An 18,868-nucleotide genomic window follows, 5' to 3' on the forward strand; every position below is an offset into this window, starting at 1 on the left:
CCGTACGGCGTCAGCTTAGTCTCCTCTTGTTTCCAGACGCTGTACCGAAAGGATCACGATGATCCGTACGGAGGACCTGCGTCGCACGTTCCGGCGGCGCCGCGAGGTGGTCGAGGCGGTCCGCGGCATCACGCTGCGCGTCGAGCCGGGCGAGCTCGTCGCCGTCCTGGGCCCGAACGGGGCGGGCAAGTCGACGCTGCTGCGGATGCTCACCACGCTGCTCACGCCGACGTCCGGGTGCGCCGAGGTCGCGGGCGTCGACGTCGTCGCCGACCCGACCGGGGTGCGGCGGCGCATCGGCTACGTCGGCCAGGGCAACGCCGGCGGCCACAACCACCGCGTCCTCGACGAACTGATCACCCAGGGCGCGTTCTACGGCCAGACGCGGGCGGACGCGCGCCGGCGGGGCGGCGAGCTGATGGAGATCCTCGAGCTGCGCGGCCTCGAGCGACGGACCGTCGCCTCGCTCTCGGGCGGCCAGAAGCGGCGCATGGACGTCGCGGTCGGGCTCATGCACCGCCCGGGGCTGCTCTTCCTCGACGAGCCCACCACCGGCATGGACCCGCAGGCCCGCGCCAACCTGTGGGAGCACATCACGCGCCTGCGCCACGAGCACGACACGACGGTCGTGCTGACCACCCACTACCTCGACGAGGCCGACGCCATGGCCGAGCGGATCGTCGTCGTCGACCACGGCGAGGTCATCGCCGACGCCGGCAGCGCCGAGCTGCGCGCCCGGCACGCGGAGGACTGCCTCGAGCTGCAGGTCGACGACGTCGCCACCGCCGCACGGTTGCTCGAGGGGTCGACGACGCCCGGGGACCGCGTGGAGCTGCGCCTCGAGCACGGCGCCCGCCGCCTGCCCGCCCTGCTCGCCCGCCTCGACCACGCCGGCGTCACCGTCCACGCCGCGCACCTGCACGAGGCGAGCCTCGACGACGTCTTCCTGGCCCTGACCGGACGGAGCCTGCGCGAGGAAGGAGCGGCGGCGTGAGCACCGAGGTGGCGGCCCCGCCCGACGTCGTGGCCCAGCGGACCGGCTTCGTCCACGACACCGCGACGGTCTTCGTGCGCGAGTTCCAGCTCGTCCTGCGCGACCCGTTCTCGCTGATCTTCTCCCTGCTCCAGCCGCTGGTGTTCCTCGGCCTGTTCGCCCCGCTGCTCGCCGGGTCGCTGTCGGCCGACCAGCTCGGCGGCGAGTCGCCGCTGACGTGGTTCCTGCCCGGCGTCGTCGTGATGATCGCGCTCTTCGGCACCGGCAGCACCGGCGCCAACCTGCTGTTCGAGCTGATGACCGGCAGCTACGAGCGGGTGCTGGCCACGCCGGTGTCGCGCGCGGCGATCCTCGTCGGGCGGGCGCTCAAGGAGCTGGCGCCGCTCGTCGTCCAGGCCGTGATCATCACGCTCGCGGCCGTGCCGTTCGGCGTCACCTTCTCCCCCGTCGGCGTGCTCGTCGGCCTGGCGATCCTCGGCGTGTTCGGGGTCGGGCTCGGGCGCTGTCGTACGCGCTCGCCCTCGCGGCGCGGAATCGCGAGTGGCTGTTCTGGGGCGTGCAGCAAACGTTGATCTTCCCGCTGCTGATCCTCTCCGGGATGATGCTGCCGCTGGAGTCCGGGCCCGCGTGGATGCGGGCGGCGGCGACGGTCAACCCGCTGACCTACGTGGTGGACGCGGAGCGCGCGGCCTTCAGCGGGGCGCTCGCCGACCCGGCGATCCTGTCGGGCTTCGTCGCGGCCGCGGCGACGTGCGTCGTGGGTCTGCTCGTCGGGATCCGATCGGTGCAGCGCAGCGCCGGGTAGCCCGGGCGGCGTGGACCGGACGCGGCTCTCGAAGCGCATGTCCCGCGCGCTGCGGCACGACCCGGCGCGGGTCGGGCTGGAGCTCGACGACGAGGGCTGGACCTCGCTCGACGCGCTGTGCCGGGCGCTGGGAGTGGCGCCGGCGGACGTCGAGGACGTCGTGGCGAACGGGTCGAAGCAGCGCTACGAGGTGGCCGGCGGGCGGGTGCGCGCCCGCTACGGGCACTCGCTGCCCGGGCACGTCGCCCTCCCCGCCGCCGACCCGCCCGGGGAGCTGTTCCACGGGACCGGCGCCGCCACCGTCGACGCGATCCTGCGCGACGGCCTGCGCCCCGGCGCCCGGCAGTACGTGCACCTGTCGCCGTCGGTGGCCACCGCGCGCGAGGTGGGTGCGCGCCATGGCCGGCCCGTGGTGCTGGCGGTGGACGCCCAGGCCGCGGCCGGGGACGGCGTCGTGTTCCGGCGCGGCAACGACGACACCTGGCTGACCGACGAGCTCGACCCCCGCTACCTGCGGCGGGCGTGAGCGAGGACGACCCCCAGGGTAACAAACAGGTCACGGCCACACGGAACGGCACCAGCGCCGCCGCCCGTCTCCCTAGCGTCCGCGCCCATGACCGAGCGCGGACGGGCGTGGGTGATGGGGCTGGCCCTGGTGCTGCTCATGCCGCTCGTGGCCATCACCCTGTCCCTCGCGTCGCCCCGCCTCAGCGGCACGATCACGTGGACGAGCGCGCTCGGGCTCCTGGCCACCGTCCTGATGTCGCTGATCGTCGTACTCGTATCGCGGGTGCGGGGGCTGACGCGGATCCTCGGCGTCGAGGTCAGCAACCGGCTGCACCGCCGCCTCGGGGTCGCCACCGCCGGGTTCACGCTGGTCCACGTGCTGGCCGCGGTGCTGGCGTCGCCCAAGGGGCTGGGCATGCTCAACCCCTTCGCCGTCGGCCCCGCGACCCAGGCCGGCATCGCCGCCACGTTCCTGCTGGTCGTGATCGCCGGCGTGCTCCCGCGGGCCACGGTCCGGCGCTACGGGCAGACCGCGCGGATCCACGCTGTGCTCGGGGTGCTCGTGCTCCTGTTCGTCGGGCTGCACGTGCTGCTCTTCGGCGACATCGCCGAGAACCCCCTGGTCCGGGTGCCCGCGGCGATGCTGGGCGGGGTCGTGCTCGTCGTCCTCCTGCGGCGCTGGCTGATCCGCCCGGCGCTCGGTCGCGGGGCCCACGTCGTCGGCGCCGTCCGTCCCGAGACACCGAGCACCTCGACCGTCGTGCTCCACCCCGCCGGGCGGCCCCTCGACCCGCTGCCCGAGCCCGGCCAGTTCGTGTGGATCCGCCTGCGCCGGCTGCCGATCGCCGAGGAGCACCCGTTCACGATCGCGGCCTCGACCCGCTCCGGGGTGCTCGAGCTGACCGTTCGTGACCAGGGCCCGTTCAGCGGCGGCCTCCTCGACCTCGAGCCGGGGCAGCCGGTGTGGGTCGACGGCCCGCACGGCGCCTTCGTGCCGGCCGCCGTGTCGGGCCCCGCGGACGGCGGGCTCGTGCTCATCGCGGGCGGGGTCGGCGTCACCCCGATCATGAGCATCCTGCGGGCCCACGCCGCCGCCGCCGACCCGCGCGCGCACACCCTCCTGCTCGCCGAGCGCGAGGGCGAGGCGCTGTTCGCCCCCGAGATCGTCGCGCTCTCCCGGCGCCTCGACCTCTCCGTCCTGCGCACCGAGGGCCGCCGCCTCGACGCGGGGATGCTGCGCGCGGTGCTGCCGACCGGCGTCCCGGGCCGCCACCAGTACTTCGTCTGCGGGCCCCCGCCGCTGGTCGGCGCGGCCATCCACGGCCTCGGGACGCTCGGGGTGCCGGCCGGCGCGATCATGACCGAGCGCTTCGGCTGAGGGCCCGGGCTGGCACGCTCGTCGGGTGCCGACGCTCGGGCGGGTCCTCGCGGTCCTCCTGGCGTTGCTCGTGCTCCCCGCCTGTGCGACCTCCCCGCCGCCGGCGGACGCCTCGACGCTGCGCGTGATGACGTGGAACGTCCAGAGCCACGCGCACGAGCCGTCGGAGTGGGCCGAGGTGATCGCCCCGCAGCGTCCCGACGTGCTCGGGGTGCAGGAGATCTGCTTCGCCGAGGCCCTCGAGCTGGCCGCCGTCCTGCGCCGCGACCACGGCCTGCCGTACGAGGTCGTCCCCGGGCCGATCCGGCCGCCGACGCCCGAGGAGGCGAACGCGCCGGTCAACGCCGCCCTCGGCCCGGCGTGCGACACCCCCGCCGACGCCGTGGAGTTCGGGCTCGCCGTGCTGGCGCTCTCGCCGATCACCGAGCCGGCCGTCATCACCTACCCGCCCGACCGCCGCGACGAGCAGCGCGGCTACCTGACCGCGCGAGTCGCGGGCGTCCGCGTGCTCGTCACGCACGTGGGCCTCGACGGCGTCCAGGCCGACCAGCTCCGCCGGCTGGCCGAGGCCGCGGCCGGCGCGGACCCCGTCGTCGTGATGGGCGACCTCAACGTCGCCCCGGACGCCCCGGAGCTCGCGCCCCTGCGCGCGGGGCTCGCCGAGGTCGACCCGGACGGACGCCTCCCGACGACCGCGAGCGGGAAGATCGACTACGTCTTCCTGCGCGGACTCGTGGTCGCGGGCGGCCCCGACGCCCCGGCGACGACTGCGTCCGACCACCGTCCGCTGACAGCCGACCTGCGTCCCGGCCCCTGAGCTCAGAGAGCGCCGATCTGCCGGAGCAGGCCGAGCGTGTCCCAGTGCACCCACTCCTCGACGAACCTGCCGTCGACGATCCGGCTGAGCAGCTGCCCGTCGACCATGACGTGCCGCCCGGTCGGCGCGGTGCCCTGGAGCTCGCCGGCGTGGGTGCCGCGCAGCGTCCAGAGGGTCTCGACCATGTCTGCCTCGGCCAGCTGGCGCTCGACGCGGAGGTCGAAGTCGGCGAGCACTCCGCGGTAGGCCTGGACGCGCGCCTTGAAGCTCGCCGGTCCCGTGCCCTGGTCACCGTTGTAGGGGTCGCGGTTCACGTACTCGGGGGCGAACAGCTCCTCGAGCGCGTCCCACTTGTCGCCGTTCCACATCTCGTCGAACTGTCGCTGTACGAGCTCCTTGTTCTGCTGGGTCGACATCGCGTCGTGCCTCCACCTCGGGGGCGCTCCGCCAGCGCCCGGGCAGCCAGGGTGGGCCTGGTCGCGCGACGCGTCGAGGTCGTAGTTCCCGCACTCTTGACCGATGACCGCCGACTACGGCCCCCACGGCTCGAGCCTGCGCGACCTGCCCCGCCTCCGGCACTCGCGCCGCCGGCGCTCGTCGAGCTGGGACCGCACGGGCGGCAACGACGACCGCGCGACGCTGAAGCCGGGCGAGTCGGTGACGATGCTCGACGTCGCCGGGGCCGGCGTCGTCACCCACCTCTGGATGACCGTCGCTCCCTCGCGCAGCCTCCGGAACCCGCGCGGCAAGGTCCCCGACCTGCTCCGCCACCTCGTCCTGCGCGCCTGGTGGGACGGCGAGGAGCACCCGAGCGTCGCGGTGCCGCTCGGCGACTTCTTCGGCGTCGGCCACGGGCGCACCACGAACTTCGTGTCCCTGCCGCTGCAGATGAGCCCCGAGGACGGCAAGGCGCTGAACTGCTGGTTCGCGATGCCGTTCGGCGCCGGCGCGCGCATAGAGCTGACCAGCGACCTCGCCGACGACGACGTCCTCGTCTACTTCTACGTCGACCACGAGGAGCTCGACACCGTCGGCGACGACGTCGGGCGCTTCCACGCGCAGTGGCGCCGGCAGCTGACCCAGGGGGTCCGGCCCGGCGCCTCGAACGCCGCCTACCAGTTCCACGGCACGAACCTGACAGGAACTGACAACTACACGATCCTCGAGGCCGAGGGCCACGGGCACTACGTCGGCTGCGTGCTCAACATCCAGAACCGGCGCCGGACGCGGCGGTGGAACTGGTACGGCGAGGGCGACGACATGATCTTCATCGACGGCGACGAGTGGCCGCCGACCCTGCACGGCACGGGCACCGAGGACTACGTCAACACCGCCTGGTGCCCGACCCAGACCTACTCCGCGCCGTACCACGGCGTCACGCTCACGGGCGGCAAGAACTGGCGCGGGCCGGTCAGCCTCTACCGCTTCCACATCGAGGACCCGGTGGTGTTCGAGCGCTCGATCCGCGTGAGCATCGAGCACGGCCACGCCAACAGGCGCAGCGACGACTGGTCGTCGGTCGCCTACTGGTACCAGGCCGAGCCCCACCGGCCCTTCGACCTCGCGCCGGTGGCGGAGCGCCTGCCGCTGCGGTGAGCCGGCCCCGTCCTCAGGGGAGCACGAGGTCGGCGAAGTAGTAGCTGCCCGTGTCGACGTCCCGTGGTTCCGGTAGGCGGTCGATCGCCGTCGCCGGCTTCCGCCCTCCGACACCACCACGAGGCAGGATCTCCCGGTGCAGGGCGACGACTCGCCACGGGCGTCTCATCGGCCGCGCCCTGGGGTTGGGGAAGCCGAACACGGGCATGCGGACCGGCTCGACGGAGACGAAGCCCTCGATGAAGACGGGGCGGTCGGGCGGCGGTGGATTGCTGGTCGTGCCGTGCAGCAGGAACCCCTGGCCGCAGGTCTCGACCCGCAGGAGGCCGTCGTCGGGGCCCGGCGTGTCGTCCCGCCGTAGGACCCCTCGGCACACCGACCAGCTGTCGTCGTCGGTGATCAGGTACTCCATGCCGTCGTCGTCGGCCTCCTTCACCTGCCAGTCGTCGATCGACACGGCGAGCTCGTGCACCTCACCCACGCCCATCGACGGGATCAGCCCCTCGTCCAGCTGGAGCGCGAACACCTGCGCCCTCACCCGACCGAGGAGCGCCACCTCGTCGTCCACTTCCGCTGTCGACATCCCAGCCAACTCCCCTCGTTGCAAGCCGTCGACATCTCTGACTCCAGCGGGGACCCAGTGGTTCCGACGATGTGCTCACTGGAGTAGTACCTGTGTAGTACTTTGGTGTTCATGGCTGACGTCCCCGTCCGCGAGCTCAACCAGGACACCGCCCGCGTGCTCGCCCGCGTGAAGGCCGGCGAGCACGTCGCGGTGACCGAGCGCGGGCGCGTGGTCGCCCACCTGGTGCCGACGTCGCCGGGCGCGCTCGGCGATCTCGTCGCTGCCGGGCGCGTCCTCGCGCCCACCCTCAGTGGGCCCCCGCCGCGTCCCGTCGGGCCCGTCCGCGCCGAGCAGGAGGCCGGGGCGCTCTTGCGCGAGCTCCGCGACGACGAGCGTTCCTGATGCTCTACCTCGACACGGCGGCACTCGTAAAGCTGGTGCGTCGGGAGGCCGAGTCCGACGCCCTCGCCGACTGGCTCGCCGAGCGGACCGATACGCCCAGGGTGACCTCGGTGGTCGCCGAGGTGGAGCTGGGCCGGGCGCTGCGCCGCACGGAACCCGAACTCCTCAGCGGTGTCCCGGCCCTCCTCGCCCGGCTCTACCGGTGCGAGATCGACGCCACGGTGCGGGCGACGGCCGCCGCCTTCAGCGATCCGGCCCTGCGGACTCTCGACGCCATCCACCTCGCCACGGCGCTCGTCGTGCTCGGGGACGAGCTCACCGCGTTCGTCACCTACGACGAACGGCTGCTCGCGTCGGCACGGGATCGCGGCTGGCCGGTGGCGACGCCTGGTCGAGCTGGAGCCTGAGCGCAGGACGGACGCGACGACGACGCGCTACGGCCGGGCGGCGACGTCCTCCAGGTAGCGGGCGATCCGCGCGCGGATGACCTCGTCGAGCTCGGCCCGCTCGCCGCTCCTCGCCTCGTAGCGGTCGCGGAGCGCCACCATCTCGTCGATCAGGCCGAGCCGGTCGGGGGCCGAGAAGTAGGCGAGCGCCGCGATCCGCGACGCGCAGTGGTACGGCCGGCTGATGCCCTCCGCGAGCCCGTGCGCCTCGTTCCAGCACACGGTGTCCGGCGCCGCCTCGTCGTCGTCGCGACCGAGGAGCACCTGTGGGGGCACGGTGACGAGGGTGCCCCGCAGCGCGTCCTGCGCGTCGAGATCGCCCTGCACGTCGTGGCGTCGCGCGGTGTCGCGGTCGAGTCGCCGGACGCAGGCGATGGCCGCCTCCTCGACTGCGGTGCCCAGGCGCGCCTGGTCCTCGTCGTCGAGCAGGTCGACCGCGCGGTCCAGCAGCGCCACGTCGTCGGCCACGGCGTGGTCCGGGTAGGACTGGAAGCAGCACGACGTGATGAGGTCCAGCAGCGCGAACCGCAGCCGGAGCTCCGGGTGTTGGGCTCGCCACTCCTGCTCGGCGTGCTGGAGCCGCCGGATCTCGGCGACCACCGGGTTCGGAGCCGTCACGGTGACCATCGTGCACAGGTGGTCCAGTCGTCGGCCGGCGTGGTCCACATGCTGACCACGTCACCGGTGGCGTCGTTGACGATCACCTCGGCCGTCCGCGCGGTCCCCAGGTACTGGTAGATCAGCCGGGTGTTGCCCGGGTCGCCGCGCCGCGGGAAGCCGTAGCTCACCGTCCGGTCGACGCATGAAGCCCGCGACGTCCACGAACGGGTCGTGGACGTTGCCGAGGCCGGCCCGGATGTACATGTGCCGCAGCGAGCTGCAGTACCAGCGGCGCTGCTCGCCGGTCCGGAAGCTGACCCAGCCCATCAGCAGGAACTTGTCGTCGACGGCGTAGCCGATGCAGTCGTGCATGCGCTGCTCGAGCGTGGCCGGGTCGAGGTCGAAGCCCGGGAGCGGGTCCGCCCGCGCGGGCGTGGCGGCCAGCGAGGCGCACAGCAGGAACGCGAGGCCCAGTGCGGCCGCGCGGAGGCCGGCGACGAGGATGCGTGACACCGTCATGCCGAGCACGGTGACGACCGCCGTCGGCACGTACGTGCCGTTCGGGAGAACTCTTTGCTCGCACGGGGCGAGCAAATCCCGGTGACCGGTCGCACCGCGCGGCGCACGTCACGCCCGGCGTGCGCGGGTCACACCCGTCTGCGGTGGCAGGACGACCCCGGCTCCTCGCACCATCGGTCATCGACCTCGGAGGTACTGGATGGACGACCAGGAGCGCTACGACCGCTTCCTCTCCGCACTCGGCTTCCGCGCCGGTGTGGACGACGCCGCGCCCGAGGGCGTGGACCTGACCGACCTCGACGGCGAGCCCGTCGAGCCGCGGGTGCGCCTGCACGTCTGCGCCCGTCGGCTGGCCGAGCACGTGCGCGACGAGGAGGGCCGCGTCCCGTCGGCCGTCGAGCCGGTCGGCGACGTCGAGTCCGACGAGCTGGACGACCCCGAGGCCGCACGCCTGCAGACCCTGCTCGCCCAGATCGAGGAGGCGATCCTCGTCCGCGAGCCGGGGCACGACCACCTCGTGCTCATCGATGGCGGGGTCAGGGCGGTGCGCGAGGCGGACGCCGCCGCCTAGTTGTAGTGCCCATGACCGTTGTTGACGGCGTGGTGGCTTGAACGCAGGGAGACCTCCGGGCGAGGTGTGAGTTGTCGACGCTCATGCCCACACCCGGAGGTCTCGGTGGCCCACCGTAATGCCCGTCTGACCCTGCACGGCCGGTTGCTGCTGGTCAGGCGTGTCCTCGAAGAACAGCGCCCGGTGGCGCACGTGGTGGCCGAGCTCGGGGTGTCCCGGACGACGGACTACAAGTGGGTGCAGCGGTTTCTGCGCGAGGGACTGGCGGGCCTGGCCGACCGGCCGAGCCGCGCCCACCGATGCCCACACCGCACCAGTACCGAGGCCGAGACCGCGGTGGTCGAACTACGACAGCACCGCAAGCTCGGGCCGGCGAGGATCGCGCCGCTGGTCGGGCTGCCGGCATCGACGGTGCACGCGGTGCTGGTCCGGCGGGGGCTCTCGCGGTTGGCGTGGATGGACCGTCCGACCGGGCAGGTGGTGCGCCGCTACGAACGCGACCGGCCTGGTGAGCTGGTCCATGTCGATGTCAAGAAGCTCGGCCGGCTCCGCGAGGGCGGCGGCTGGCGGGTCCACGGCCGCGACAGCCTCGAGCGCCGCCGCTCTCGCTACGGCCCGCGGGTCGGGTTCGACTACGTCCACGCCGCCATCGACGACCACTCCCGCCTGGCCTACCCCGAGATCCATCCCGACGAGAAGGCCGCCACCTGCGCCGGGTTCCTGCGTCGCGCCGCCGCCGCGCTGGCAGAGCTCGGGGTTGAGCGCGTCGAACGGGTCATGACCGACAACGCCCTGGCCTACCGACGGTCGACGGCCTGGCGCCACGCCCTCGACGAGCTCGGCGCCGAGGCGCGGTTCACCCGCCGCTACCGGCCCCAGACCAACGGCAAAGCCGAGCGGTTCAACCGCACCCTGCTCGACGAATGGGCCTACAAGCGCCCCTTCACCAACAACGAGGACCGAGCCGGCGCCTTGCCGCAGTGGCTACACACCTACAACCATCACCGCAGCCACACCGCGCTCGGCGGCCACCCACCCATCACCCGCGTCAACAACGCAGCTGGGCACTACACCTAGTTCTGGGCCGCGCGGCGCCGGGCGAGGCGGGCCTCGAGCTCGTCGGCGCTGAGCGCCACCGCGACGCAGAAGTCGATCGAGGCGTTGACCGCGATCCGCGCCCTCGTCACGGTCCTCGACCGGGGCAGACGCGCGCCGGCCAGCGCGATGTTCCGACGCACGTTGTCGGCGTTCAGCACGAGCTGCTCGTCGAGGGGCAGGCCGGCCAGGGGCACGATCTCCCCGCCGCAGTGACGCTCGGCGAAGATCACGAGGTGCGCGACGATCTTCGCCCGCACACCCGTGAGCGGGCAGCGGGCGCGGAGGAAGTCGGGCTCGTCGTCGCCGGCCACCGTCCACCTCCGCCTCGGGGGACGACGAGCGTGACCGGTCGTCGGCGTGGGCGCTGTGGCACCACGCCGACGACGACGGCGTCAGGCGGCCTCAAGCGCCTCCGCGTGGTCCGAGACCTCAGCGAACGCAAGCCAGAACTGCCTGGCGAAGATGTAGCGCAGGGGGCTCGGGAAGGAGCGGAGGCACGCGTGGACCGCGCCAAGCCCCAGGAGCGCGCGTCGGTCCTTCTCGGCGTTGACAGGCTCGGCTGCAATCCACTTGGCCGTGGCCGAGCACCACTCCTCGAGTTCGTCGGGGGTGGGGTACCTCATCTCGAACATCTCGAAGTCCACCGCCGTGTCGTCGGTGATGCCTTCCGCGATCGCCTCTGCGCATTGCCGTACGAGTTCAGGCAGCTGCGAGCAGAGGCGCGCGACAACAAGGAGGGCGTTGAACTCAGTCACAATAAGAACCCTTCTCGGAGGTGCCGACCCTCGTGGGCCGCGAGACGTACTCAAGCAGGAAAATAAGGTTTGTCAATCAAGGGGGCTTAGGGACTCTAAAGGGCTACTCGTCGGCGCTAAGCTTCCCACTTAGCCCTAAGGGTCGCCTGTCCCAGTCTTAGTAAGAGAATTGTTGGCGGCTTACTGTGCCCACAGGTGCTTCAAGGCCCGTTGGTGCACGCTTAGCTCGCTTGGCGATGGCTTAGCGACGTCCTAGTGCCGCAGGGAAGGCCCTTAGGTGGCCCACTGGCGCCGGACGCTCACCGTCTAAAACCTTAGGGACGCCCTCACGTTCTCGTGTGACCCTCGCCACAGTTTCTCGGTATGCGTCGTCGACCCGAGAACCCCGTCCGGTGGCGGCGGGTGATCGGGTCAAAGGACGCCTGAGTGCGGGACTGTCGGCTCTCAGGAGCCTGGGATCGAGAGACCCAAGTGCGGTCTCGCTCCTCCCACCCTGGCGAACGTTGACCGGGGTGTTCAACGGCAGCCACCGACCAGTCCGGCGCCGGCGTACGTACGGTGACGTCCGTAGCTCCCATCGAGACGTAAGACGACGCAGTCGACACCCTGGGCGGCCGCGAGGACGTCCGCCTCCTCCTGGCCCAAAGCGATCACGCTCTTGGCGTTGCTCCGGCGCGGCTGAGCGACCAGCGAACTGCGGTCCTCGTCCACCGGTTTGCCCGAAGGGGGCCTGCCGGGGCGGGACGGCGAGGCAGAGATCCAGCAGGTGAACAAGGTCTCGCGCCCCGCTTCGTAAGAGGTACAACGCGACGGGAGGGGTGCTGGTGCTCGGCCGGGCAGCGCCCTTCGGCATCGGCGTCGGCATTGGTGCGGCGGGCAATGCGGCGATCGGTGGTCCGTAGTCCGGGGGGTCCGGCACGCCTTCGGCGATCCGCCGCCCGGGCTAGCAGACACGGGTCGGCGTCACGCGAAGGAGTGACCCGGACACCAGCCGCTCCCGACCCTCAGGCAACATCGGGTCCGCTGGCGACTCACCGGGGGGATGCGCGTGACAAAGCTGTCGACGGTGCTCGACCAGGTCGACAACGGCACGATGCTGCTGCCGGAGTTCCAGCGGGGCTATGTCTGGAACCGCGACCAGGTCCGCGGGTTGATGAAGTCGGTGTACCGCGATTACCCGGTCGGTGCCCTGCTGGTGTGGGAGACCGAGGTCGCCGAGGACCAGACGCGCAACGGCGGGCTGCTCGCGACGAGTGGTGGTCAGAAGCGGCTCCTCCTCGATGGCCAGCAGCGGGTCACGAGCCTCTACGGCGTCATCCGCGGACGGGCTCCCGGCTTCTTCGACGGCGATGCCAGCGCATTCAACGGCCTCCACTTCAACGTGGACAGCGAGGATTTCCTCTTCTACGCGCCGATGCGCATGAAGAACGACGCCCGCTGGATCGATGTGACCTCGCTCTTCCGGGACGGCATGGCGTCGGTGATCACCCGGCTCGCCGCTCTCGGCGCGGACCCGGCCCTCTTCTCGACCTGGGTCGAGCGGCTCACCGCCCTGAACAGCATCGTCAACCGTGACTTCCACATCGAGATCATCACCGGTACCGATAAGACCATCGACGTCGTCGTCGACATCTTCAACCGAGTCAACTCAGGGGGAACGAAACTCTCGAAGGGCGACCTGGCGCTCGCACGGATCTGCTCCGAGTGGAAGGACGCACGCCCCTGGATGCGTCGGTACATCGACGCGTGGGCCGAGCGGGGCTTCACCTTCAACCTCGACTGGGTATTGCGCAACGCGACCGCAGCCGCCACGGGGCGCGCCGGATTCTCGGCGCTCGCTGACGTGTCGACCGAGCAGTTCGAAGCCGCGCTGAAGAACTCCCGCAACCACGTCGACCACCTGCTCACGACGCTGCTGGAGCGCTTCGGGATCGACCACAACCAGGTGCTGCTGGGCAAGGGCGCCTTCCCGGTGCTGGTACGCGTTCTCGACAGTCGGGCTGGGGGGCGATTCAACGGGCCGGCCGAGGCCAACCGCGCCATGGCCTGGTACGTCCACGCCGCGCTCCGCGGACGCTTCTCGATGTCCGCCGAGACCAATCTCAACAAGGACCTGCAGACAGCGGAGACGAGCGGCGTCGAGGGGCTCCTCGAGAGCCTGGCGAAGTCGCAGAAGGGCTCGCTGGCCATCCGCACCGAGGACTTCGAGGGCGTCGGTCGGGGCGCACGGTCCTACCCCCTGCTCTACCTCTTGACCCGGGCGATCAGTGGTCGTGACCTGCTCACCGGCGAGCCGTTCGACCGGTCGACGCCCTCGCTGCACGTTCAGGAGATCTTCCCGAAGGCCGCGTTGACAGCGGCCGGCTACGGGCGGCCCGAGGTCAACCAGATCGCCAACTTCGCCTTCGTCACCCAGGACACCGCGGCGCGCCTGTCCGGGCGGCTGCCGCAGGAGCACCTCCTCGAGTGCACGCCCGAGGGACTCCGGGCGCAGTGGATTCCCGAGGACCGATCCCTCTGGACCGTGGACCGCTACCCGGAGTTCCTCGCCGCCCGTCGTGAGCTGCTCGCGCGTGCCGCGGACGCCTTCCTCACCGACCTCGCCGCGGGCACGGCCCTGTGGCCGTCGCCTCCGCTCTACGGCATGGCGGCGCCGGAGGAGCCCGTGGACCGCGGCGCTCGCGCTGCGCAGCTGACGGCGCTGCTCGAGGAGTTCACCCAGCTCGGTTTCACCACGCCGATGGTCGACTGCGACGTCCCCGACCTCGACACCGGCCAGGTGCTCGCCCACGCCGAAGCCTTCTGGCCCGACGGTCTGCAGGCCGGCCAGGACAAGGCGATCGTCCTGGAGCTCGATCCCGAGGAGGCCGACCTCGATCGTCTCGCCGAGAATGACTGCCTCGTCTTCACCTCCGTCGACACGTTGCGGAGCTATGCGCTCCGGCGCAACGCGGTGGCGTCGGGCGACAGCCCCGACGAGGGCACCGCGCACCCGTCAGCGCCCGCCGAGGCGATCGGACCCGGGAGCGACACCAGGGAACCCGTCGATGACGAGCCGGTGCGAGAGGTCTCTGAGGAGGACTCGCCGCTCGAGGACGCGTTCGACCGCGCGATGCTCGATCAGATCGACCGGTGCTTGAAGGAGCTCCGCTACAACCCGAGCTACCTGCGCCTACTGATCTCGCAGCACGGCGCCCTCGGTACGGCCCGCCGGCTACTCGTCCAGCCCGCGGTCAGCGATGGGTTCGTCAAGCTCTGGGAGAACCAGCGCTTGGACCTCACGATCGAGGCCTTGGTCCTCGAGCCGCGCTTCGCCGATCTGTTCACCGACTCCGAGCGCAACACCGCCCGGTCGCGCATGGACGACTTCGGCTGGCCCGGAGCTGCCTGAGTGTCGGTCCTCTCACCTACGGTGATCGACGACGACGCGAAGGGGGCACGGTGAAGGCGACGTCACCGCGGTGGCACGAGGTCGGGGAATCCGAGCACGACGGGGAGCGCCGTGCGCTCGCCTACGTCCGTGAGCTGCTCCCGGACCCTGACCCCTGGGCCGCCTGGGCGCGTTTCACCTTTGCCTCCGAGGACGGGCGCGCGCGGGAGTGCGACGTCCTCGTCGCCGGCCCGGAGGGCCTCCACCTGATCGAGATCAAGAGCTGGCGCGGGCACCTGTCCAACGACGGCCCGCACTGGACGCGGGGCGGGCGGCCGGAAGGCAACCCGCTGCCGTTGCTGGAGCAGAAGAGCAAGGAGCTGCGCTCCTACCTCGCGCACGAGGCCGCCCTGATCGACACCGCGCTCCGGGTGCCATTCGTGCAGGCGTCGCTCTTCCTCTCCGAGCCGGGCATGAGGTCCAGCCTCGACCGGTACGCCCGCGCGCAGGTCTTCGCACCCGACGACGCCGTCAACGACCTGCCTCGCGTCGGCCGCGACCTGCTCCTCGCCCGGGCCACGCAAAGCCGGCCGTCGCCGCGCTTCCTCGAGCTGCTCCCGTCCCTGCTGCACAGCATCGGCATCGCGTCGGGCCTGCCGAGCCGGACGGTGGGCGCGTGGACCATCGACCGGCAGCCGTACGACGAGGGCCCCACCTGGCAGGACTTCCACGCCGGTCGTGCCGACATCGACTGGAACCCGCACCGTCGAGTGCGCATCTACCTGGAGGCCAAGCGCTCCGACGAGACGGTGCGCCGGTCCATCCGGCACGCCGCCGAGCGGGAGTTCCAGGTCGCGGCCGGCGTCCGGCATCCCGGCATCCTCGCCCCGTCCGAGTTCGAGGAGCACGAGCTCGGACCCGCCCTGATCATCGAGCAGGAACGCGACGCGGAACGCCTCGACCACTGGCTCGCGCGCCACCGCGAGGAGCTCTCGGAGGCGGACCGCATCGGCCTCGTCCGGCAGCTCGCCTCCGCCGTCGCCTACGCGCACCGCCGCGGCCTGGTGCACCGGGCGCTGTCGCCGCGCGCGGTGCTGATGGAGTCGGGTGTGCTGCGCGTCGGCGAATGGCAGGTCGCCACCCGTGACATGGCGACGCGCCGCAGCCCGCGCCGCGCCGCGCCCACCTCGATGTCCGCGGGGCACCTGGACCTGGCGGTCGAGCCGTACCTCGCGCCCGACTTCGTCACCGAGGGCGTCGACGGCACCATCGACGTCGACATCTTCGGCGTCGGCGCCATCGCCTACCTCGTCCTCAGCGGCGAGCCGCCGGCCGAGACCCGTCCAGCGCTCAACCAGCGCCTCACCGACGAGGGCTGCCTCGACCCGAAGACCGGCAACGAGGCCCTCGACGCGATCGTCCGGGACGCCACCCGGCCGTCCCTGTCCGAGCGGACGTCGTCGGTCGAGGACGTGCTCCGCGCGCTGCAGGAGGCCGCACGTTCGCCGCGCAAGACCGGCCCCAAGCCGGCGGCGCCACCTGTGAAGGACCCGCTCGACGCGAGGACGGGCGACGTGCTGCCCGGGGGCTACCGCGTGGAGAAGGTGCTCGGCACGGGCTCCGTCGCCCGGGCCTTCCTCGTCCGTCGCGACGGCGGGCAGAACGTGCTCAAGATCGGGCGGAACGCCGAGGCCGAGCGTCTCCTCACCGCCGAGGCCGCCGCGCTCGAGGACCTGCGCCACGACCACATCGTCGTGCTGCGCCGCCCGTCCTTCGCCATCGGCGACCGCCGCGCGATCGAGCTGTCCAACGCCGGCGAGCGCACCCTCGCGGACGTCCTCACCGCCGACGGTCCCCTGCGCGGCGAACGGCTCCGCGTCGCGGGCGACCAGCTGCTCTCCGCCGTCGGCTATCTCGCCGACCGCGGGGTGTTCCACCGCGACGTCAAGCCGTCCAACGTCGGGATGCGCGCTGACCGGGACCCCTTTCGCCTGGCGCTCTTCGACTTCTCCCTGGCCGCCGCGCCCCGCGACGACGTCGTCTCCGGCACCCGCGGCTACCTCGATCCGCACCTCGGCGTCGGCCACCGCACCACCTACGACCTCGCCGCCGAGCAGTACGCCGTCGCCGCGACCCTGCACGAGCTCGCCAGCGGCACCACCCCGCGGTGGGGCGACGACGGCACCGCAGCGGCCTTCGTGCCGTCGGTGACGCTGGACGACGCGGCGTTCGATCCCGCCGTACGCGGCGCGCTCGCGACCTTCCTCCGGCGCGCGCTGGCGAAGGCCGCCGCCGATCGGTTCGCGTCCGTCGAGGAGATGCGGGACGCGTGGAACGCCGTCTTCGCCGCGCCGCCGGTCACGGTGCACGCGCCGGTGGTCACCGGTCTCGACGTCCACGTTGACGTCGTCAACCAGCTCCGGCGGCTCGACGCCGCGGCGCGCGACCGGACGGTCGACGCGCTCCAGCGCGCATCCACCCCGACGCCTCGCCTCGTGGCGCCGGTCGGTGCTCGGGACGACCGGATGCGGCTGCTGCCCGCCGATGACGTCACCGGCGTGGTCCTCCTCGCCGACGGGGCCGAGCGCGGGCTGCTCATCCGGCTCGACGCCCCCGAGGCGGCTGCCTTGTGGGCCGGCGCCCATGCCGCGTCGGTCAACGAGGTGAGCGGCGAGCTCGAGCTCCGCGACGCGGTCGCGCTCGACCGGCTCGCCGAGTCCTTCGCCGCCACCGACGCCGACCTCTACGGGCACGTCACCGACGAGCAGTTCCGCCGGCTCGGCGTGGACGAGCGGATCGCCGACTGGGCGCGCGGTGTGCCGAGCGTCGCCGAGCTGGAGCGCGCCCAGACGCTGATCCCGCCCGCCCAGTACGCGGTGCTGCTCTCGCTGGCACGCGGCGTCCCCGTCGACGACCTGCTCCGCGGCCCGGTCGGGCCGGCGAAGACCGAAGAGCCGGTCGACCCTGACGACCTCGGAGCCGCGGTCGAGCGATCGGCCGGGCAGATCGCGATGCTCGAGGACCTCGAGGAGCTGCGCCAGCTCCTCGAGCGGCCGATCAGCCAGTTCGCGACCTTTCTCCACCCGTCACAGCGCAAGCTCGCCTACAAGCCGAACTGGGGCAGCACCCAGGTCACCGGCGGCCCGGGCACCGGCAAGACGGTCGTGGCCTTGCACCGTGTGAAGTACCTGGTGGAGCGAGCGGACCTCGGTGCGGAAAAAGTCTTGCTCACGACCTTCACCAAGGGCCTCGCCGAGGCACTCGAACGCGACCTGGGGCAGATGCTCAACGCCGAGCGATTGGCCTCGGTCAAGGTCATCAACATCGACCGGTGGGCCCACAGCGTCGTCCGCGACCAGCACGGCCGCCTCGCCATGCTCGACGACAAGGACGCCGACGCCCGCTGGCGACGCGCGGCCGCGGAGGCCGGCACGACGCAGACCCCGGCATTCCTCGACGCCGAGTGGGAGCAGGTGGTGCTGGCCCAGCAGATCACCAGCGAGGCCGAGTACCTGGCGTGCGAGCGACGCGGGCGGGGCAAGCCGCTGCCGGCCTCGCAGCGGGCGCCGGTGTGGCGCGCCATCGAGTCGTTCGCCGAGGGTTTGCGCGCTGACAGCAAGTGGACCTACATGACGATCGCCGACGAGGCCGCGCGCCTGCTCGCCGCAGAGGACACGCCGTACGAGCACGTCGTGGTCGACGAGATCCAGGACCTCCACCCTGCCCACTGGCGTCTCCTGCGCGTCGCGGTGAAGCCGAAGCCCGAGGACCTGTTTCTGACTGGCGACCCACACCAGCGCATCTACGGCCATCGCGTGTCGCTCAAGACCGTCGGCATCAACATCGGCGGCCGCCGCTCGACCAAGCTGTCGCTGAGTTACCGCACCAGCGCGGAGATCCTCGCGTGGGCGCTGCGGATGCTCGGCGACCACCACGAGACCGGCCTCGACGACGTCGCCGACGACCTCGCCTCCTACCGGTCAGCCTTCAGCGGCTCGAAGCCCGAGGTGGTCGGCGCGTCGACGCGCGAGGAGGAAATGGCCGAGCTCGCCGAGGCCGTGCGGCAGTGGCACGAGGACGGCATCGACTGGGAGGACATCGCCGTCGTGGGCCGCGGCCAGCACATCTGGCGCAGCGCCGCGTCGGCGCTGCGGAAGGCCGACGTCCCGGTCGTGGAGCTGCGCAAGGCCGCGGGCGAGTCAGCCGTCCGTGTCGGGACCATGCACGGGCTCAAGGGCCTGGAGTTCCGCGCGGTCGCGGTGGTGGGTGTGTCGGACGGCGTCATCCCGCGAGCGGGGATCACGCCCGCCGAGGAGGACGAGATCGTGCATCGGAACGCGATGCAGGACGAGCGCAACCTTCTGTTCGTCGCCGCGACCCGGCCGCGGGAGCGCCTGCGGGTGTCGTGGCACGGGGCGCCGAGCCCATTCTTGCCGCCGAGCTGA

At 72.1% G+C, this 18,868-nt stretch carries 19 protein-coding genes; 13 read left to right on the forward strand and 6 right to left on the reverse strand.

Annotation, left to right across the window (positions count from 1 at the left end; translation table 11 throughout):
- The first annotated feature begins 58 nt into the window (after positions 1–58).
- The 6 genes from ACQPX6_RS29645 to ACQPX6_RS29670 all read left to right on the forward strand — a co-directional run bounded on the left by ACQPX6_RS29645 (position 59) and on the right by ACQPX6_RS29670 (position 4,501).
- Positions 59–994, forward strand: a complete 936-nt coding sequence (locus ACQPX6_RS29645) for an ATP-binding cassette domain-containing protein (protein ID WP_433784391.1) — start codon at positions 59–61, stop codon at positions 992–994.
- The gene (locus tag ACQPX6_RS29650; RefSeq protein ID WP_433784393.1) at positions 991–1,566 is read left to right on the forward strand and encodes an ABC transporter permease; all 576 of its coding nucleotides are present in this window, start codon (positions 991–993) and stop codon (positions 1,564–1,566) included. The genes ACQPX6_RS29645 and ACQPX6_RS29650 overlap by 4 nt, the downstream gene beginning before the upstream one ends.
- Complete coding sequence (locus ACQPX6_RS29655) at positions 1,551–1,799, forward strand: ABC transporter permease (protein WP_433784395.1); 249 nt, start codon at positions 1,551–1,553, stop codon at positions 1,797–1,799. The genes ACQPX6_RS29650 and ACQPX6_RS29655 overlap by 16 nt, the downstream gene beginning before the upstream one ends.
- A gap of 10 nt (positions 1,800–1,809) precedes the next feature.
- Positions 1,810–2,325, forward strand: a complete 516-nt coding sequence (locus ACQPX6_RS29660; RefSeq protein ID WP_433784397.1) for an RNA 2'-phosphotransferase — start codon at positions 1,810–1,812, stop codon at positions 2,323–2,325.
- Positions 2,326–2,412: 87 nt separating this feature from the next.
- Positions 2,413–3,684 (forward strand): ferric reductase-like transmembrane domain-containing protein, encoded by a 1,272-nt coding sequence (locus ACQPX6_RS29665; RefSeq protein ID WP_433784398.1) that lies wholly within the window; start codon positions 2,413–2,415, stop codon positions 3,682–3,684.
- Between the two features lie 25 nt (positions 3,685–3,709).
- Complete coding sequence (locus ACQPX6_RS29670) at positions 3,710–4,501, forward strand: endonuclease/exonuclease/phosphatase family protein (RefSeq protein ID WP_433784400.1); 792 nt, start codon at positions 3,710–3,712, stop codon at positions 4,499–4,501.
- A gap of 2 nt (positions 4,502–4,503) precedes the next feature.
- On the opposite strand, the gene ACQPX6_RS29675 is transcribed toward ACQPX6_RS29670, so the two are convergent.
- Positions 4,504–4,917 carry an ester cyclase gene (locus ACQPX6_RS29675; RefSeq protein WP_433784401.1) on the reverse strand — a complete coding sequence of 138 codons (414 nt, stop codon included), beginning with the start codon at positions 4,915–4,917 and terminating at the stop codon, positions 4,504–4,506.
- A gap of 103 nt (positions 4,918–5,020) precedes the next feature.
- On the opposite strand from ACQPX6_RS29675, the gene ACQPX6_RS29680 reads away from it, so the two are divergent.
- Positions 5,021–6,097: a glycoside hydrolase family 172 protein gene (locus ACQPX6_RS29680; protein ID WP_433784402.1), complete on the forward strand. Its 1,077-nt coding sequence runs from the start codon at positions 5,021–5,023 to the stop codon at positions 6,095–6,097.
- 13 nt (positions 6,098–6,110) lie between these two features.
- Here the strand turns inward: ACQPX6_RS29680 and ACQPX6_RS29685 are convergent, their stop codons facing one another.
- Positions 6,111–6,680: a hypothetical protein gene (locus ACQPX6_RS29685; protein WP_433784403.1), complete on the reverse strand. Its 570-nt coding sequence runs from the start codon at positions 6,678–6,680 to the stop codon at positions 6,111–6,113.
- A gap of 111 nt (positions 6,681–6,791) precedes the next feature.
- On the opposite strand from ACQPX6_RS29685, the gene ACQPX6_RS29690 reads away from it, so the two are divergent.
- Both ACQPX6_RS29690 and ACQPX6_RS29695 read left to right on the forward strand, forming a co-directional pair.
- Entirely contained in the window at positions 6,792–7,064 is a 273-nt protein-coding gene (locus tag ACQPX6_RS29690; RefSeq protein ID WP_433784404.1) for a type II toxin-antitoxin system Phd/YefM family antitoxin, read from the forward strand.
- Complete coding sequence (locus tag ACQPX6_RS29695; RefSeq protein WP_433784406.1) at positions 7,064–7,471, forward strand: type II toxin-antitoxin system VapC family toxin; 408 nt, start codon at positions 7,064–7,066, stop codon at positions 7,469–7,471. The genes ACQPX6_RS29690 and ACQPX6_RS29695 overlap by 1 nt, the downstream gene beginning before the upstream one ends.
- A 27-nt stretch (positions 7,472–7,498) precedes the next feature.
- Here ACQPX6_RS29695 and ACQPX6_RS29700 read toward each other — a convergent pair whose 3' ends face one another.
- Both ACQPX6_RS29700 and ACQPX6_RS29705 read right to left on the reverse strand, forming a co-directional pair.
- Entirely contained in the window at positions 7,499–8,128 is a 630-nt protein-coding gene (locus ACQPX6_RS29700) for a hypothetical protein (protein WP_433784407.1), read from the reverse strand.
- A 60-nt stretch (positions 8,129–8,188) separates the two neighbouring features.
- Positions 8,189–8,629 carry a hypothetical protein gene (locus tag ACQPX6_RS29705; RefSeq protein WP_433784408.1) on the reverse strand — a complete coding sequence of 147 codons (441 nt, stop codon included), beginning with the start codon at positions 8,627–8,629 and terminating at the stop codon, positions 8,189–8,191.
- A gap of 199 nt (positions 8,630–8,828) precedes the next feature.
- Between ACQPX6_RS29705 and ACQPX6_RS29710 the strand changes: the two genes are divergently transcribed.
- Together ACQPX6_RS29710 and ACQPX6_RS29715 are read left to right on the forward strand one after the other, a co-directional pair.
- Positions 8,829–9,200 (forward strand): hypothetical protein, encoded by a 372-nt coding sequence (locus ACQPX6_RS29710; RefSeq protein ID WP_433784409.1) that lies wholly within the window; start codon positions 8,829–8,831, stop codon positions 9,198–9,200.
- Between the two features lie 105 nt (positions 9,201–9,305).
- A complete protein-coding gene (locus ACQPX6_RS29715; RefSeq protein WP_433784411.1) occupies positions 9,306–10,277 on the forward strand; it encodes an IS481 family transposase in 972 nt (323 codons plus the stop codon).
- Here ACQPX6_RS29715 and ACQPX6_RS29720 read toward each other — a convergent pair.
- Positions 10,274–10,609 (reverse strand): hypothetical protein, encoded by a 336-nt coding sequence (locus ACQPX6_RS29720; RefSeq protein WP_433784412.1) that lies wholly within the window; start codon positions 10,607–10,609, stop codon positions 10,274–10,276. The two genes, ACQPX6_RS29715 and ACQPX6_RS29720, sit on opposite strands and share 4 nt — an antisense overlap.
- Before the next feature lie 81 nt (positions 10,610–10,690).
- Positions 10,691–11,053: a hypothetical protein gene (locus ACQPX6_RS29725; protein WP_433784414.1), complete on the reverse strand. Its 363-nt coding sequence runs from the start codon at positions 11,051–11,053 to the stop codon at positions 10,691–10,693.
- Between the two features lie 1,066 nt (positions 11,054–12,119).
- On the opposite strand from ACQPX6_RS29725, the gene ACQPX6_RS29730 reads away from it, so the two are divergent.
- Both ACQPX6_RS29730 and ACQPX6_RS29735 read left to right on the forward strand, forming a co-directional pair.
- Positions 12,120–14,444 carry a GmrSD restriction endonuclease domain-containing protein gene (locus tag ACQPX6_RS29730; protein WP_433784415.1) on the forward strand — a complete coding sequence of 775 codons (2,325 nt, stop codon included), beginning with the start codon at positions 12,120–12,122 and terminating at the stop codon, positions 14,442–14,444.
- Positions 14,445–14,494: 50 nt separating this feature from the next.
- On the forward strand, positions 14,495–18,868 hold the full coding sequence (locus ACQPX6_RS29735) for a protein kinase domain-containing protein (RefSeq protein WP_433784416.1): 4,374 nt from the start codon (positions 14,495–14,497) through the stop codon (positions 18,866–18,868).

The organism is Actinomycetospora sp. CA-101289, assembly GCF_050955895.1.
Classification (GTDB): Bacteria; Actinomycetota; Actinomycetes; order Mycobacteriales; family Pseudonocardiaceae; genus Actinomycetospora.